This is a genomic window from Streptodolium elevatio, assembly GCF_053592165.1.
On sequence record NZ_JBSFVE010000010.1, the window covers coordinates 17,013 to 31,834 of the forward strand.

Genomic DNA, 14,822 nt, shown 5'->3' on the forward strand with positions numbered 1-14,822 from the left:
GGAGGACCGCACCGTGCGCCCCGACCTCGAGCCCCGCGACCTTGAGCCCGGCCGACGCACAGTCGACGTATCGGGTCAACGAACAGAGGTCACGGCGGACACTCCGGAATCACCCTTTGGTGGGAAGCGCGTGCCCGGAGGCCCGCAAGATCGTTGTCGGGCCGGCGGCGTTCGCCACCCGCCGTACGCGGGGCGGCCCCGACTTCGTCCGCCGCGGCGGCCCACGTGTCGCGGCCTGCACCTTCTCAGTCGACTTCGCAGTTGCGTCCGCAGGTTGCCTTCGCAAATGCCTTCGAATCCGTCTTCCCCGACCCCGCCGTGTGTCCCACGTCACTAGGCGAGGTACCGTGGCCGCGTCGAACAACCGTCGGACCGTACCCGCAACTGCGCGGGACGGCACACGAGAGGCGGACGAGGATGATCGACCCGGAGTTGAAGGACGCGCTCGACCACATGCTCGGTGACCCCGAGCACTGGGTGCACGTCGGCACCGTGACACCGACCGGTGAACCGCATGTGACCCCAGTGATGCTGGCGTACGACGACGATCACCTCTATCTGAGCCTGACCGGTCGCACCAAGAAGTCGAACCTCGAGAAGAACCCCAAGGTCTGCATCTCGATAGCCGAGGACGGCGACATCGCCCACGTGATCGTGTGGGGCGAGGTGGAACTGCGCGAGGACGCGTGGGCCCAGGAGCGCTGGGAGTTCGCGATGCGGCACATTCTGGGCGACGAGGGACTGACCCAGCAGCACCGGGCGCTCTCGCGGGAAGGCACCAGCCTCGGCGTGGTCACCCCGACCCGCTGGCGCATCTTCGGCCTCGACGGCGGGCCGGGCGGTCCCGGCTACTTCGTCTGACCGCCGCGCCCGCCCGCAGGCCGGGTCCCTCGAACAACCCGCAGTCCCACGGCTTTCGCTCCCGCAGCCCCTCGGTCCCCGCTCACTCCCTCAGGCGCTGCGCTCAACTCTTGAGCCTCTCAGCTCCGCAGCCTCTCAGCCGCGCAGGCGCTCAGCCCCGCGGTCCCGCGGCGTCTCGGTCCCCGAACCGCCCCGCCCGCACCTCGACCGCGTCCAGCAGCAGGTCCAGGGCAAGCTCGAAGTTCTCCTGCGGCCCGACCGTGGGCAGGTACGCCGACGCCGCGGCGATGCGCGGGTAGCGGTCGGCGGGCGCCCCGGCGTACTCGCGCGACCATGCGCCGTCGTCCCCCGACTGGGCCTCCTGATCCAGCGTCAGGAACGCGGCCTCCAGCCCGCTCCACGACAGGATGAAGTCGACGAGCACCCGGTAGTACCGGACCGCCTCCTCCGGCGGGAACCCCGCGTCCGCGAGCGCCCCGAGGATGATCTCCACGGCGGCCATCTCCGCGGGCCGCCGCGTCGTCCGGGCCACCGACAGCACGGCCGCCTCGGGGTGCGCGAGGTACACCTCGCGGCTGCGCACGAGCATGTCGCGCAGCGTCCCGCGCCAGTCGCCGGACGGTGCGAAGTCCTCCATGCTGCGCGCCAGCAGGCGGTCCGCGACGGCCAGCACAAGCTCGTCCTTGTCGCGGAAATGCCGGTAGAGCGCCGTCGGGTCCACCCCGAGGTACGCGCCGATCCGGCGGAACGTCAAGGCGTCCGCGCCCTGCTCGTCCAGCAGCGCGATGCAGCCGTCGACGATGCGTTCGGGGGACAGCCCGGGCCGTCCGCCCGCCCGGCCGGACGCCGCGCGCCGCCGGGTGCCGCGTACCCCGGCCCCTGATCCGGTGCCTGCCACGACGTACCCCTCCTTGCTCCGGCGGTCTTCCGGTGTTGTCCGGTGCCTTGCGGCGCCTTCCGATGCCTCTCGACACCTGGCGGCACCGCACGGCGCTTCCGCCGCCGCCCGGCGCATCCCGCCGCCTCCCGGACGCGCCGGGTCCCGCGAACACCGCTTCCTGCCGCCCCATCTTGCCGTGCCCGGTGCGGGAAAGGGCCCGCAGGTGTCGAGGGGAACACTTTTGTCAACGCCATTGACTTATCCGTTGACATCCGTGTTTCCTTACGACTGCCTGACACCCCCGGGACGCCGTGGCCGCCGACCGAGCCCAACCCGCGTCCCCCGAGGAGGCGTTACCCGAGCTCCGCCTGTTCCGCCATGCCCTGCCCTGGAGTGCCGATATGTCCGTTGACACCGACCGCCCCGCGGTCCCGGACGCCTCGTCCGCGGCGTCGTCCCCGACGCCCGGCGAGCCGCGCCTCGCCAAGACCCTCGGCGTACGCCAGGGCGTGGTGATCGCGCTCGCGAACATGAGCCCGACGGTCAGCATCGGCCTCGGCCTGGGCCTCATCGGCATGGAGGTCGGCACCAGCCTTCCGGCCACCTTCCTCATCGCGTGCCTGCCCATCCTGGGCATCGCCGTCGGCTATGCGCGTCTGTCCGCCCGCGACCCGAACGCGGGCACCACCTATATGTGGGTGCGCCGCGCGCTCGGGCCGTGGTTCGGCTTCATGGTCGGCTGGATCGGTGTCGCGAGCTCGATCCTGTTCCTCGCGTACGGCACACAACTCGCCGGGCAGTTCACCCTCGGCGTCGCCGCCGAACTCGGCGCCGACATCGACCCGCTCAACTCGATGAAACTGGCCACCGCCATCGGCGTCGCCTGGGCCGCGCTCATCACCTACACCGCGGTACGCGGCGTCGAGATGGCCGCGCGCGTGCAGGCCATCCTGTTCGGGTTCGCCGCCGTTGTGGTGATCGTCGTGTGCGTGGCGGCCTTCGGGGGCTGGGGCGACGCGGCGCCGGTGAGCGACTTCAGCGCCGGGTGGTTCAACCCCTTCGGGTTCGACGACACCACGATGCTCGCCACCGGCGTGCTGCTGGCGGCGTACAACTTCTGGGGCTGGGAGACGGCGTTCAGCATCTCCGAGGAGAACGTCGACCGCCGCGTCGCCGGCAAGGCGGGCCTGCTGTCGATCGTGCTCGCCGCGGGGCTGTTCGTGTTCGCCGCCGTGGCGTTCCAACGGGCGCTCAGCCGCGAGGAATTCGCCGAGTACGGTGCCAACGCGCTGCCCTACCTCACCGACAAGATGTTCGGCGGACAGGGCGCGCTCATCGCATACATCGCGATGCTGCTGTCGACCGTCGCGTGCCTCCAGTCGAGCGTGATCGGCGGCGCGCGCCTCACGATGGCGATGGGCCGCAACGGAGTCCTCGGCAAGAGCTGGGCGCGCCTGCACCCGGTGCACCGCACGCCCTCCGTCAGCACCTACCGCACCGTCGCGATCAGCCTTGTGCTGGCCGTCGCCGGGACCGCGCTGGGCAAGCTCACCGACGTCATCATGGCGACCGTGACCGCGGTCGGGATCCTGGTCTCGTTCGGCTACGGCATCACCGGGGTCGCCTGCGTGATGATCTTCCGGCGCGAACTGTTCGACTCGGTCCGCAACTTCGTGACCCTGGCGCTGCTCCCCGGGGTGGCCGGACTCGCACTTCTGCTGCTCGGCGGCTACATGGTGCACTCGAACTGGGCCGCCTCCGACACCCTCGCGTTCGACGCCGAGAACGGGCGCTTCCTCGTCGTGGTGCCGCTCACGATCATCGCGTTGGGCGTCCCCATCGCCGCGTGGAACCGCTACGTACGCAAGCCCGCCTACTTCAGCCTGCCGAAGTCCGTCGACCCGGACACCGCCGCGGCGACCGCCGAACCCGGCGGCCCCGCACCGCACCCCAAGCACCCCAAGCACCCCGAGCACCCCGAGCGCTCCGAGCACTCCGAGCCGCACCCGGCGCCGTAGTCCGCACCCGCGGCACCCCGGACCGCACCGAACACCGCAGCACACTCCCGAAAGGCCGCCGACACCCATGACGCACGCCGACCTCGTCCTGTTCAACGGTCCCGTCCTGACCGTCGACCCGGCCCGCCGCTGGGCCACCGCGGTCGCGGTACGCGGCGGCCGCATCGTCGCCGTGGGACACGACGAGGTGCGCGAACTCGTCGGCCCCCGCACCGAAACCGTCGACCTGGCCGGCCGCCTGCTGGTTCCGGGCTTCCAGGACGCGCACGTGCACCCGGTGTTCGCGGGCCTCACGATGAGCCGCTGCGACCTCTCGGACGCCGAGACGCAGGAGGACAGCATCGCGTCGGTGGCCGAGTACGCCGACGCGCACCCCGAGGTCGAGTGGATCCTCGGCGGCGGCTGGTCGTTCGAGGCGTTCCCCAGCGGTCTGGCGACCCGTCAGATGCTCGACGCGGTCGTCCCCGACCGGCCCGTCTACCTGCCCGTACGCGACGGCCACAGTGCGTGGTGCAACACCCGCGCGCTGGAGATCGCGGGCCTGGACAAGAACTCGCCCGACCCCGCCGACGGCCGCATCGAACGCGAGCCCGACGGCACCCCGAGCGGCATCCTGCACGAGGGCGCCATGGGCCTGGTCGGCCAGTACGCGCCGCAGCCGACGCGCCAGGACTACCTGAAGGGCCTGGCCGACGCGCAGGCGTACCTCCACTCGCTCGGCATCACCGCGTGGCAGGACGCCATCATCGGCGAATTCGGCGGCTGGAACGACCAGTTCGACGTGTACACCGAGGCGGCCGAGTCCGGCCTGCTGACCGCGCGAGTGCGCGGCGCGCTGTGGTGGGACCGCGAGAAGGGCGCCGAGCAGCTCGACTTCCTCCTGGACCGCCGGGCGCGCGGCACCGTGGGCCGCTTCAACGCCGGCACCGTCAAGCTGATGCAGGACGGCATACCCGAGAACTTCACCGCCGCGATCGGCGAGTCGTACCTCGACGCCTGCGGCTGCCAGACCGGCAACAAGGGCCTGTCGATGGTCGACCCGGAGCTGCTGCGCGACTACATCACGCTGCTCGACGCGCACGGCTTCCAGGTGCACTTCCACGCGATCGGCGACCGCGCGATCACCGAGGTGCTGGACGCCGTCGACGCCGCCCGCCAGGCAAACGGCTTCAACGACCTGCGGCACCACGTCGCGCACGTGCAGATCGTCGAGCCGGGCGACATCCCGCGCTTCCGCGAACTCGACGTCGCCGTCAACATGCAGCCGCTGTGGGCCGCGCACGAGAAGCAGATGGACGAGCTCTGCATCCCGTTCATCGGCACGGAGCGCAGCGCGTGGCAGTACCCGTTCCGCGCGTTCCAGCAGGCCGGCGCGGTCCTCGCGGCGGGCAGCGACTGGTCGGTCTCGACGCCCGACCCGATGGCCGGCATCCACGTGGCCGTCAACCGCCGCGTCCCCGGCTCCGACAGCCCGGTGTTCCTGCCCGAGCAGCGCCTCGACCTGGCCACCGCCATCGCCGCCTACACCGCGGGTTCGGCGTACGTGAACCACCTCGACGAGACCGGCTCCATCGAGGTCGGCAAGCTCGCCGACCTCACCGTCCTGGACCGCAACCCCTTCGCGGGTGCGCCCGAGGACATCCACGAGACGCGCACCGCCCTCACCTACGTCGAAGGTGCCCGCGTCCACGCCGCCGACAACGCCTGACCGCTCCGACGGCGGCCGGTCGCACCCTGCCGGGGCGACCGGCCGCCGCACCCGCCGAGCGTTCGACCGAGGGGTCCGGCGAACAGCCCGCCGAGCGGTCGACCGGGGGATCCGGCGAACGCCCCGCCGACCATGCGCGGAACGGATACCCGCGGCCACGGGGGAGGCCGCGGAGCGGGCAGGCACTAGGCTCGGCCGAGCAGACCCTCGTGCCCGGTAACACCAAGGAGATGCTGTGCCGTCCATCGACGTCGTCCACGCCCGCGAGATTCTCGACTCCCGCGGCAACCCCACGGTCGAGGTCGAGGTGGTCCTCGACGACGGCAGCCAGGGCCGTGCCGCCGTCCCGTCCGGCGCCTCCACCGGTGCCTTCGAGGCCATCGAACTGCGTGACGGCGACACGTCGCGCTACGGCGGCAAGGGTGTCGAGAAGGCCGTCCTCGCCGTCATCGAGCAGATCCAGCCCGAGATCGTCGGCATCGAGGCGGACGAGCAGCGCATCGTCGACCAGACGATGATCGACCTCGACGCCACCGCCGACAAGTCCAACCTGGGCGCCAACGCCATGCTGGGCGTCTCGCTGGCCGTCGCGCACGCCGCCGCGGAGGCCGCCGAACTGCCGTTGTTCCGCTACCTCGGCGGGCCGAACGCGCACGTGCTGCCGGTCCCGATGATGAACATCCTCAACGGCGGTGCCCACGCGGACACCAACGTCGACATCCAGGAGTTCATGATCGCGCCGATCGGCGCGGAGACCTTCGCCGACGCGGTGCGCTGGGGCACCGAGGTCTACCACGCGCTCAAGTCCGTCCTGAAGTCGCGCGGTCTGGCCACCGGCGTCGGCGACGAAGGCGGCTTCGCCCCCGACCTGCCGAGCAACCGCGACGCGCTGGACCTGATCGTCGAGGCGATCGGCAAGGCCGGGTTCGAGCCGGGCCGCGACGTCGCGCTCGCGCTGGACGTCGCCGCCACCGAGTTCTACAAGGACGGCGCGTACACCTTCGAGGGCAACGCGAAGTCGGCGGCCGACATGGCGGCGTACTACGCGGAGCTGGTCGCGGCGTACCCGCTCGTGTCGATCGAGGACCCGATGAACGAGGAGGACTGGGAGGGCTGGAAGCAGCTCACCGACACCCTCGGCGGCAAGGTCCAGCTCGTCGGCGACGACCTGTTCGTCACCAACCCCGAGCGGCTGCAGCGCGGCATCGACACCGCCACGGCCAACGCGCTGCTGGTGAAGGTCAACCAGATCGGCACGCTCACCGAGACCCTCGACGCCGTGTCGCTCGCCCACCGCAACGGTTACCGGTGCATGATGAGTCACCGTTCGGGCGAGACCGAGGACACCACGATCGCCGACCTGGCCGTCGCCACCGACTGCGGTCAGATCAAGACCGGTGCCCCGGCCCGCTCCGAGCGCGTGGCCAAGTACAACCAGCTGCTGCGCATCGAGGAGATCCTCGACGAGGCGGCGGTCTACGCCGGCCGCAGCGCGTTCCCGCGGTTCTCGGCCGAGGCCTGACGCATCGTCGGACCGGCCGCGCGGGTGACCGTGCGGCCGGCCCGACGGCAGGGAGGGCGCGTGTCCGACGCGGACGCACGCAAGGGGACCGAACCGGGCAAGGCGGGCAGGGGAGCGGTGGCCGGCGGTACGGGCGGGCGGAACGGCTCGGGCAGCGGCTCGGGCGCCGCCGCCCGGCGTACGGGCGGCGGGGCGGCCAGGCCGTCCAGGACCGCCAGACCGTCGTCGTCCGCCAGGCCCGCACGGCCGACCCGGCCCGCGAAGGCCGCCGCGCCGGCCCGCAAGGCCACCGCGAACCGGCAGGCCGCGCCCGGCAGTCCCGCGCCGAAGCCGGCCAAGCGCCGCCGCATCGTCATCACGTGGGGCGGCACCAAGGGACGGCCCAACCGGCTCACCGGCCGCGCGGGGGTGCTCGCCCTGGTCGTGTGCGTTCTGGCCATCGCCCTCGTGGTGCCCGTCCGGCAGTACATCAGCCAGCAGCGCGAACGCCAGGACCTGCGCGAGCAGACGCGCGACCACCGCGAGGAGGTCGAGCGCCTGCGCGAGGAACTCGAGCGGTGGAAGGACCCCGCGTACGTCCGCCAGCAGGCGCGCATGCAACTCCACTACGTCAACCCGGGCGACGTCGCCTATTCGGTCGTGCCGCCGCCCGCGCCGACCACCTCGCCGGACGACGCGGCCAAGCCGAAGGGCGACTGGCCGGACAGCTTGTGGACGACCGTGCGCGAGGCCGATGCCAAGCCCACGCCGTCGACGGCTCCCCAGGCACCGCCTCCCCCGCCCGACGAGACCATCACCGACCCGCGGAGCGGCGGCCGCTGACCACCCGCACCAGCACCCGCCCCCGCCGCGGCCCGCGCCGAGACCGTGTGCCCGGCTCGGGCTGCCCGTCGACCCATGCGGTACATCGTCCGCCCTCGGACCCGTTCGCCCGCCCCGTTCGCCCGCCCCGCCCGCCCCGTTCGCCCGCCCCGGCCCCCCGTCCGCCCGCCGCGCCGCCACCGCGCCCGGACCACCCCACCGAATCGGAAATACTGAACGGCATGGATCAGCAGGACGTCGCCTCCGTCACCGCCCAGCTCGGCCGCACACCGCGCGGCCTGCGCGGGGTCGCCCACCGTTGCCCGTGCGCGCTGCCCGACGTGGTCGAGACCGCGCCGCGCCTGGAGGACGGCAGCCCCTTCCCGACGATGTACTACCTGACCTGCCCGCGGGCCGCGTCGGCGATCGGGACGCTGGAGTCCGACGGGCTGATGCGCGAGATGAACGAGCGCCTCGCCGCGGACGCCGACCTGGCGGCCCGCTACCGCGCCGCGCACGAGGACTACATCCGGCGGCGCGACGCGATCGAGGTGCTGGCGGGCTTCCCGTCCGCGGGCGGTATGCCCGACCGGGTGAAGTGCCTGCACGTCCTGGTCGCGCACTCGCTCGCCGCCGGACCGGGCGTGAACCCGCTGGGCGACCAGGCGCTTGCGGCGCTCCCGGAGTGGTGGAAGAAGGGTCCGTGTGTGGCCCCAGACGGCAGCACCGCCGATTCCGCCCCCGCCACCGCCACACACTCCGACTCCGACGCGAACTCCGCCCCTGCCGCCCGGAACGGCGGCACCGGCACAGAAACCCGAGGGGACTCGTGACGACCGAACGCGTGGCCGCGATCGACTGCGGCACCAACTCGATCCGCCTCCTGGTCGCCGACCTGGACCCGGACACCGGAAGCCTGACCGACCTCGACCGCCGGATGCGCATCGTGCGGCTGGGGCAGGGCGTCGACACGACGGGTCGGCTCGCCCCCGAGGCGCTGGAGCGCACGTTCGCCGCCTGCCGCGACTACCGCGACGCCATCGACGCGCTGGGCGCCAAGCGGCTGCGCTTCGTGGCGACCAGCGCGAGCCGGGACGCCGAGAACCGCGAGGACTTCCGCACCGGCGTACGCGAGATCCTGGGTGTCGAGCCCGAGGTCGTCACGGGCGACGAAGAGGCCGCGCTGTCCTTCACCGGAGCCACCCGCGAACTCGCCGGCGCCTCGCCGGACGATCCGGGGTCCGCCGCGTCCGGCTTCGAACGCCCGTTCCTGGTCCTGGACATCGGCGGCGGCTCGACCGAGTTCGTGCTCGGCGGCGACCGGGTCGAGGCGGCCCGGTCGGTGAACATCGGCTGCGTCCGCATGACCGAGCGCCACCTGCGCTCCGACCCGCCCACCCCCGCGGAGATCGCCGCGGCCAAGGCCGACATCGAGGCCGCGATCGACCTGGCCGCCGAGTCGGTTCCGCTGGACCGTGCCAAGACCGTGGTGGGCCTGGCGGGTTCGGTCGCCACCGTGGCCGGCATCGCGCTCGACCTGCCGGAGTACGACCCGCGGCGCATCCACCACTCGCGCATCGCGGTGGACCGGGTCCGCGAGATCACCGAGAGCCTGCTCACCGGCACCCACGACCAGCGCGCCGCGATCCCGGTCATGCACCCGGGCCGCGTCGACGTGATCGGGGCGGGGGCGTTGGTCCTGCTGACCATCATGGAACGCGTCGGGGCCCGCGAGGTTGTGGTGTCGGAACACGACATTCTGGATGGAATCGCCTGGTCCGTGCTGGGCTGAACAGGCGGCCGTCCCACGCCTCGGGATAGTTGGCGACTTTGTTTGTGAAACTCTTCACATGGGTGGCGCCGATTCTTTTCGTCACCTTGGGGCTAAGTGGGGGCGTTCGCGGGCCGGCCCGTGCGGCGAGCGGGTTGGTTGCCCCTGTCGTGGGCTCGTTCCCAAGATCATGGCGGGGATCACACGGCCTGCGGGAGATCCCGGCCCTCGTGGATCGTTGCAGGTCACCGCCCTGTTCCGGGGGCCCGGTTGGGATACCAAGGCGTTCGGGGTCGACGGCCCGGACAACCGCAGGCGGGCGCCCCGGAAAACAAAACCGCGCAGGGTATCACGGGGATGCGGGCAGGCATCCAGCGGGCTCCCGACCGGACCCCCTCCAGCTCCGGGATACTTCCGTACATGAGCAGCAACAAGGACCGTCGCCACCGCATCCTCGTCGTCGGCGGCGGGTACGTCGGCCTGTACGCCGCACAGCGCATCCTCAAGAAGGCCAAGTACGGAGAGGTCTCCGTCACGGTCGTGGACCCGCGGTCGTACATGACGTACCAGCCCTTCCTGCCCGAGGCGGCCGCGGGAAGCCTCTCGCCGCGCCACGTCGTCGTCCCGCTGCGTCGCGCCCTTCCCAAGGCCGACGTCGTCACCGGCCGGGTCACGGTCATCGACCAGGACCGCAAGGTCGCCCGCATCGTCCCGCTCGTCGGCGAGGCGTACGACCACGAGTTCGACTACCTGGTCGTCGCCCTCGGCTCCATATCCCGCACGTTCCCGATCCCCGGTCTCGCGGAGAACGGCATCGGCTTCAAGACCATCGAAGAAGCCATCGCCCTCCGCAACCACGTGCTCGGCCAGCTCGACGTCGCCGACTCCACCACCGACCCGGAGATCCGCCGCAAGGCGCTGACCTTCGCGTTCGTCGGCGGCGGCTTCGCGGGCATCGAGGCCCTCGCGGAGATCGAGGACATGGCCCGCGACGCGGTGAAGTACTACAAGAACATCAGCCGCGACGACATGCGCTTCATCATGGTCGAGGCGATGCACCGCATCCTCCCCGAGGTCGGCGACGAACTCGGCAAGTGGACCTTGAAGAAGCTCAAGGAGCGCGGCATCGAGTTCTACCTCGAGACGTCGCTCCAGTCCTGCGTCGACAAGCACTGCGTGCTGTCGGACGGCACCGAGTTCGACGCGTCCACCATCGTGTGGACCGCGGGCGTCAAGCCCAACCCGGCGCTCGCCGACTTCGGCCTGCCGCTCGGCCCGCGCGGCCACGTCGACACCCGCCCGACGCTCCAGGTAACCGGCATGGACCACGTGTTCGCGGCCGGCGACAACGCGCAGGTGCCCGACCTCGCCGCCGGCGAGGGCGCCTGGTGCCCGCCGAACGCCCAGCACGCGGTACGCCAGGCCAAGCAGCTCGGCGACAACGTCATCAGCGTGATGCGCGACTTCCCCCCGGGGGAGTACAAGCACAAGAACCTCGGCGCGGTCGCCGGCCTCGGCCTGCACAAGGGCGTCGCGATCATGTTCGGCAAGTTCAAGCTCAAGGGCCTGCCGGCGTGGCTGTTCCACCGCACGTACCACATGTACGCGATGCCGACCTTCAACCGGAAGACGCGCATCGTCGCGGACTGGACGCTCGCGATGTTCTTCCGCCGCGAGATCGTCTCGCTCGGCTCCATGGAGCACCCGCGCGACGAGTTCGCGGAGGCGGCGCTGCCGCCCGCCCCGGCCCCCGAGGCCGCGGCGAGCAAGAGCGCCTGACCGCACGGCGGCCGCCGGCACGACGCGCGGACCGCACCTGATCGACCGTCAGGGCCCGTACCCCGGGAAGGGGTACGGGCCCTGACGCGTTGCCCGGGTACGACCCGGTTCCGCACCCACCGGTTGCGCGAAACCGGTTGCGTACGCCCGGCAAACGGACTAAATGGAGCGTCATTCACGCCGCTGCTGGGAAACGTAGGAAAGTCGACATGCAGCGGGAGTGAGGCGAGCGCAGTGAGCACGAGTACGACGAGCACCGGCAAGCCGAGCAGAGGTCCGGGCGGCGGTTCCGCACCCCGTCTGCGCACCGCGCCCGGCACCGCCGGAGCCGCGGCCGAACCGGGCAGCGCCCCGGACGCCGGACGCTGGCCCGGCCTCGCCGAGGTCCCGGACGTGCCCGCGCGCGCCCTGGTGGCCAAACGCATCTTCCTGGCCGCCGTGCGCGGTCTGCGGGTTCGCGTACACCTGCCCGGCGGGCGCGTGGTCGGCGGCGGCGGCTTCGGCGACCCGGTGATGCGCATCGTGCGGCCCGACGAGTTCTACCGCCGCATCGGCGCCGACGGCCTGATCGGGTTCGGCGAGGCGTGGATGACCGGCGCGTGGGACGCCGACGACCCGACGGGTGTGCTCACCGTGTTCGCGCGCCGCCTCGACCGCCTCGTCCCCAAGCCGCTGCAGAGGCTGCGCCGCTGGGCCGTCGCCGTGCGCCCGGTCGACGAGGAGAACACCCCCTCTGGAGCCCGCGGCAACATCAGCCGCCACTACGACCTCTCCAACGACCTGTTCGCGCTGTTCCTCGACGAGACGATGACCTACTCCTCGGCGCTCTTCGAGCCGGGCGACGAACTGGCCGACGCGCAGCGGCGGAAGATCGACGCCGTGCTCGACGCCGCGGCGGTCGGCGCGGGCACGCGCGTCCTGGAGATCGGCACCGGCTGGGGAGAACTCGCCCTGCGGGCCGCCGGCCGGGGCGCGGAGGTCGTCACCATCACGCTGTCCGAGGAGCAGCGCACGCTCGCCCGGCGCCGCTTCGAGGAGGCCGGGGTCGCCGACCGGGTCGACGTGCGGCTGTGCGACTACCGCGAAGTGTCGGGCACGTACGACGCGGTGGTCAGCGTCGAGATGATCGAGGCCGTCGGCGAGCGCTACTGGCCGGCCTACTTCGCCGCCATCGACCGGGCGCTCGCCCCCGGCGGCCGGGCGTGCGTGCAGTCCATCACCATGGCCGACGACCGTATGCGCGCGGCCCGCGACACCTGGACGTGGATGCACAAGTACGTCTTCCCCGGCGGTCTGATCCCCTCGACCGAGGCGATCGACGACGCGCTCGCCGAGCACACCCGGCTGCGCGTCGTCCAGCGCCGCGACTTCGGGCCGCACTACGCGGAGACGCTGCGCCTGTGGCGCGAGGGCTTCCTGGCGCGCGCGGAGGAGGTCGAGCGCCTCGGATTCGACGCGACGTTCCGACGCATGTGGGAGTTCTACCTCGCCTACTGCGAGGCCGGATTCCGGGCGGGATACCTCGGCGTCTCGCAACTCACGCTCGCGCGGCGTGTCCGGTGAGCGCGGGTCCGACGACCGAGTCGTGCGCGGGTGGTCAACAGGGTGCTTCGATGCCGCTACGCTCGGCATCGCGCCCGGATGGTGGAACGCAGACACGGCGAGCTTAAACCTCGCTGGCCGCACGGCCGTGCCGGTTCGAGTCCGGCTCCGGGCACCGGATGAAATGGCTCTGACCTGGGGAAACACCACCGACGCCGCCACGTCGGACCAGGCCGGGAGAGTTCGAGTCCGCACGGGAGGGATTCCCCGTGCGACGCCTCAACCCTCCGTACCGCACTCGTCACGCGCGGCAGAGCCCGGGAACGTTCCATAGAACTCCTGATGCCGGTGCCCCGGAGCGGCAATGACGGGTGTCCCTCACCACGCCGCTCCGGCATCGGGCACAATCACGGTCGCCCGCGCGTTCTCCATCCACAGGATGGGGAGATGAGTTCTCCGTCCTGCGGATGGGGTAGAGATCCTGCTCACGGGTAACACTAAGGCTTTACTGAACGATTACCCTTGAGCCAGACCCCGCACAGACGCAGGGGCATGGAGGAGTTGACATGAGGAGCAGCAACCCGGTCCTCTCGCGGCGGGGGGCCTTCGGAGCGCCGCAGGCCGGGCCGCAGCAGGCGCCGCAGTACGGCGCGCCTTACGGGCAGCAGCCGTCCGGCGGCGGCAACCCGTTCGGCGGGAACACCGCCCAGTACGGGCAGCAGCAGGCGCCGTACGGCCAGCAGATGACCCCCGACCAGCTGAACCAGATGTACCGGCAGCAGTCGGCCGGCCCGCTCCAGACGGGCCGCATGACCGTCGACGACGTCGTGGCCAAGACCGCCCTGACGCTGCTGACCGTCGTCGTCTTCGGCGCCGGCGCGTGGGCCCTGCTGCCCGCCGAGAACTACGCGTGGGCCTTCGCGTCCATGCTCGCGGCGTTCGGCCTCGGCATGTTCATCACGTTCCGGCGCACCATCCACCCGGCGCTGGTCATCGGGTACGCCGCACTGGAGGGCATCTTCCTCGGTGCCGCGAGCCACGCGTTCGAGAACGCGTACAGCGGCATCGTGGTGCAGGCGGTGCTCGGCACCGCGGCGATCTTCGTCGCGATGCTGTGGGCCTACAAGTCGGGCCGCATCCGGGTCACCGCGCGGTACGCCCGCATCGGTATCGCGATCGCCATCGCGTTCGTGCTGCTGATGATCGTGAACCTGATCTTCGTCGCCTTCGCGGGCGGCGACGGCGTGCGCGGCGGCGCGATGGGCATCGTGTTCGGTGTGATCGGCATCGCCCTCGGTGCGTTCTTCCTGTCGCTGGACTTCCACGAGGTCGAGCAGCTGGTGGCGGCGGGCGCCCCGGAGCGCGAGGCGTGGCGGGCCGCGTTCGGCCTGACCCTGTCGCTCGTCTGGATCTACCTGGAGCTGCTGCGCCTGCTCGCGATCTTCCGCGACTAGCGCGCCGGTTGCCGCCGGTTGCCGCGTGCGGCGTACCGGCTCAGAGCCGAGTCGCCGGCGCTCGGTCACCGGCGGAGTGGCAGGCGCGGTGAACAGCAGTAACAGCAGTAGGTGACAGCACAGTGGCGGTGGCCCTTCACAGGGTCACCGCCACAGGTGTTCTGCGCACTTCTCCACGAAGGTCTCGGTGGTCGAGATTCCTGAGGGGCTGTGTCCCGGGTCAGCGCATGCCGCGCGACATGCGGCGCCGGTCGTGTTCACGCATGATCGCGGTGGCGTGGCCGTGCGCGATGCTGTGTTCGTCCTGGAGCCAGTGGACCCGGTCCTCGAAGCGGGAGAAACAGGGGCCCTCGTCGATCTCCTTGAACCATTCGGGGAGTTCGCGGCCGGTGACGGAGGGAACCCGGGCGAGAAGGTTCCTGTGCGTCTCTTCGGAGAAGTGCGGCAAGGACATAAGCGCCTCCGGTGAGCGTTCCGTGACCCGAG

General features: G+C 71.5%; 12 protein-coding genes and 1 tRNA gene. 11 read left to right on the top strand and 2 right to left on the bottom strand.

What is annotated here, in order from left to right; all coding sequences use genetic code 11:
• Window positions 1-417 precede the first annotated feature (417 nt).
• Entirely contained in the window at window positions 418-861 is a 444-nt protein-coding gene (locus tag ACWD12_RS19315; protein ID WP_358355480.1) for a pyridoxamine 5'-phosphate oxidase family protein, read from the top strand.
• Between the two features lie 151 nt (window positions 862-1,012).
• Here the strand turns inward: ACWD12_RS19315 and ACWD12_RS19320 are convergent, their stop codons facing one another.
• Entirely contained in the window at window positions 1,013-1,759 is a 747-nt protein-coding gene (locus tag ACWD12_RS19320; protein ID WP_450100537.1) for a TetR/AcrR family transcriptional regulator, read from the bottom strand.
• A gap of 383 nt (window positions 1,760-2,142) precedes the next feature.
• Between ACWD12_RS19320 and ACWD12_RS19325 the strand changes: the two genes are divergently transcribed.
• The 10 genes from ACWD12_RS19325 to ACWD12_RS19370 all read left to right on the top strand — a co-directional run bounded on the left by ACWD12_RS19325 (window position 2,143) and on the right by ACWD12_RS19370 (window position 14,336).
• Complete coding sequence (locus ACWD12_RS19325; protein WP_450100538.1) at window positions 2,143-3,759, top strand: APC family permease; 1,617 nt, start codon at window positions 2,143-2,145, stop codon at window positions 3,757-3,759.
• A 67-nt stretch (window positions 3,760-3,826) separates the two neighbouring features.
• Entirely contained in the window at window positions 3,827-5,467 is a 1,641-nt protein-coding gene (locus ACWD12_RS19330) for an amidohydrolase (RefSeq protein ID WP_450100539.1), read from the top strand.
• Window positions 5,468-5,702: 235 nt separating this feature from the next.
• Window positions 5,703-6,989, top strand: coding sequence for a phosphopyruvate hydratase (gene eno, locus ACWD12_RS19335; RefSeq protein ID WP_450100540.1), 1,287 nt, complete (start codon window positions 5,703-5,705; stop codon window positions 6,987-6,989).
• A 60-nt stretch (window positions 6,990-7,049) separates the two neighbouring features.
• The gene (locus ACWD12_RS19340) at window positions 7,050-7,811 is read left to right on the top strand and encodes an FtsB family cell division protein (protein WP_450100541.1); all 762 of its coding nucleotides are present in this window, start codon (window positions 7,050-7,052) and stop codon (window positions 7,809-7,811) included.
• Window positions 7,812-8,032: 221 nt separating this feature from the next.
• Window positions 8,033-8,623 (top strand): DUF501 domain-containing protein, encoded by a 591-nt coding sequence (locus tag ACWD12_RS19345; RefSeq protein WP_450100542.1) that lies wholly within the window; start codon window positions 8,033-8,035, stop codon window positions 8,621-8,623.
• The gene (locus ACWD12_RS19350; RefSeq protein ID WP_450100543.1) at window positions 8,620-9,582 is read left to right on the top strand and encodes a Ppx/GppA phosphatase family protein; all 963 of its coding nucleotides are present in this window, start codon (window positions 8,620-8,622) and stop codon (window positions 9,580-9,582) included. Before ACWD12_RS19345 ends, ACWD12_RS19350 begins: the two co-directional genes overlap by 4 nt.
• Before the next feature lie 399 nt (window positions 9,583-9,981).
• On the top strand, window positions 9,982-11,340 hold the full coding sequence (locus ACWD12_RS19355) for an NAD(P)/FAD-dependent oxidoreductase (RefSeq protein ID WP_358355493.1): 1,359 nt from the start codon (window positions 9,982-9,984) through the stop codon (window positions 11,338-11,340).
• Window positions 11,341-11,640: 300 nt separating this feature from the next.
• Window positions 11,641-12,903 (top strand): cyclopropane-fatty-acyl-phospholipid synthase family protein, encoded by a 1,263-nt coding sequence (locus ACWD12_RS19360; RefSeq protein WP_358355544.1) that lies wholly within the window; start codon window positions 11,641-11,643, stop codon window positions 12,901-12,903.
• 72 nt (window positions 12,904-12,975) lie between these two features.
• Window positions 12,976-13,057, top strand: a tRNA-Leu gene (locus tag ACWD12_RS19365).
• A gap of 391 nt (window positions 13,058-13,448) precedes the next feature.
• Window positions 13,449-14,336: a Bax inhibitor-1/YccA family membrane protein gene (locus ACWD12_RS19370; RefSeq protein ID WP_358355495.1), complete on the top strand. Its 888-nt coding sequence runs from the start codon at window positions 13,449-13,451 to the stop codon at window positions 14,334-14,336.
• A 220-nt stretch (window positions 14,337-14,556) separates the two neighbouring features.
• Here ACWD12_RS19370 and ACWD12_RS19375 read toward each other — a convergent pair whose 3' ends face one another.
• The gene (locus ACWD12_RS19375) at window positions 14,557-14,790 is read right to left on the bottom strand and encodes a DUF4287 domain-containing protein (protein ID WP_358355496.1); all 234 of its coding nucleotides are present in this window, start codon (window positions 14,788-14,790) and stop codon (window positions 14,557-14,559) included.
• Between the last annotated feature and the right edge of the window lie 32 nt (window positions 14,791-14,822).

What these genes read in the sequence shown, in the direction of transcription:
- ACWD12_RS19330 (WP_450100539.1), top strand. Translation starts at nt 3,827, where the DNA reads ATGACGCACGCCGACCTCGTCCTGTTCAACGGTCCCGTCCTGACCGTC.
- ACWD12_RS19375 (WP_358355496.1), bottom strand. Translation starts at nt 14,790, where the DNA reads ATGTCCTTGCCGCACTTCTCCGAAGAGACGCACAGGAACCTTCTCGCC.
- ACWD12_RS19345 (WP_450100542.1), top strand. Translation starts at nt 8,033, where the DNA reads ATGGATCAGCAGGACGTCGCCTCCGTCACCGCCCAGCTCGGCCGCACA.
- ACWD12_RS19315 (WP_358355480.1), top strand. Translation starts at nt 418, where the DNA reads ATGATCGACCCGGAGTTGAAGGACGCGCTCGACCACATGCTCGGTGAC.
- ACWD12_RS19370 (WP_358355495.1), top strand. Translation starts at nt 13,449, where the DNA reads ATGAGGAGCAGCAACCCGGTCCTCTCGCGGCGGGGGGCCTTCGGAGCG.
- ACWD12_RS19325 (WP_450100538.1), top strand. Translation starts at nt 2,143, where the DNA reads ATGTCCGTTGACACCGACCGCCCCGCGGTCCCGGACGCCTCGTCCGCG.
- ACWD12_RS19355 (WP_358355493.1), top strand. Translation starts at nt 9,982, where the DNA reads ATGAGCAGCAACAAGGACCGTCGCCACCGCATCCTCGTCGTCGGCGGC.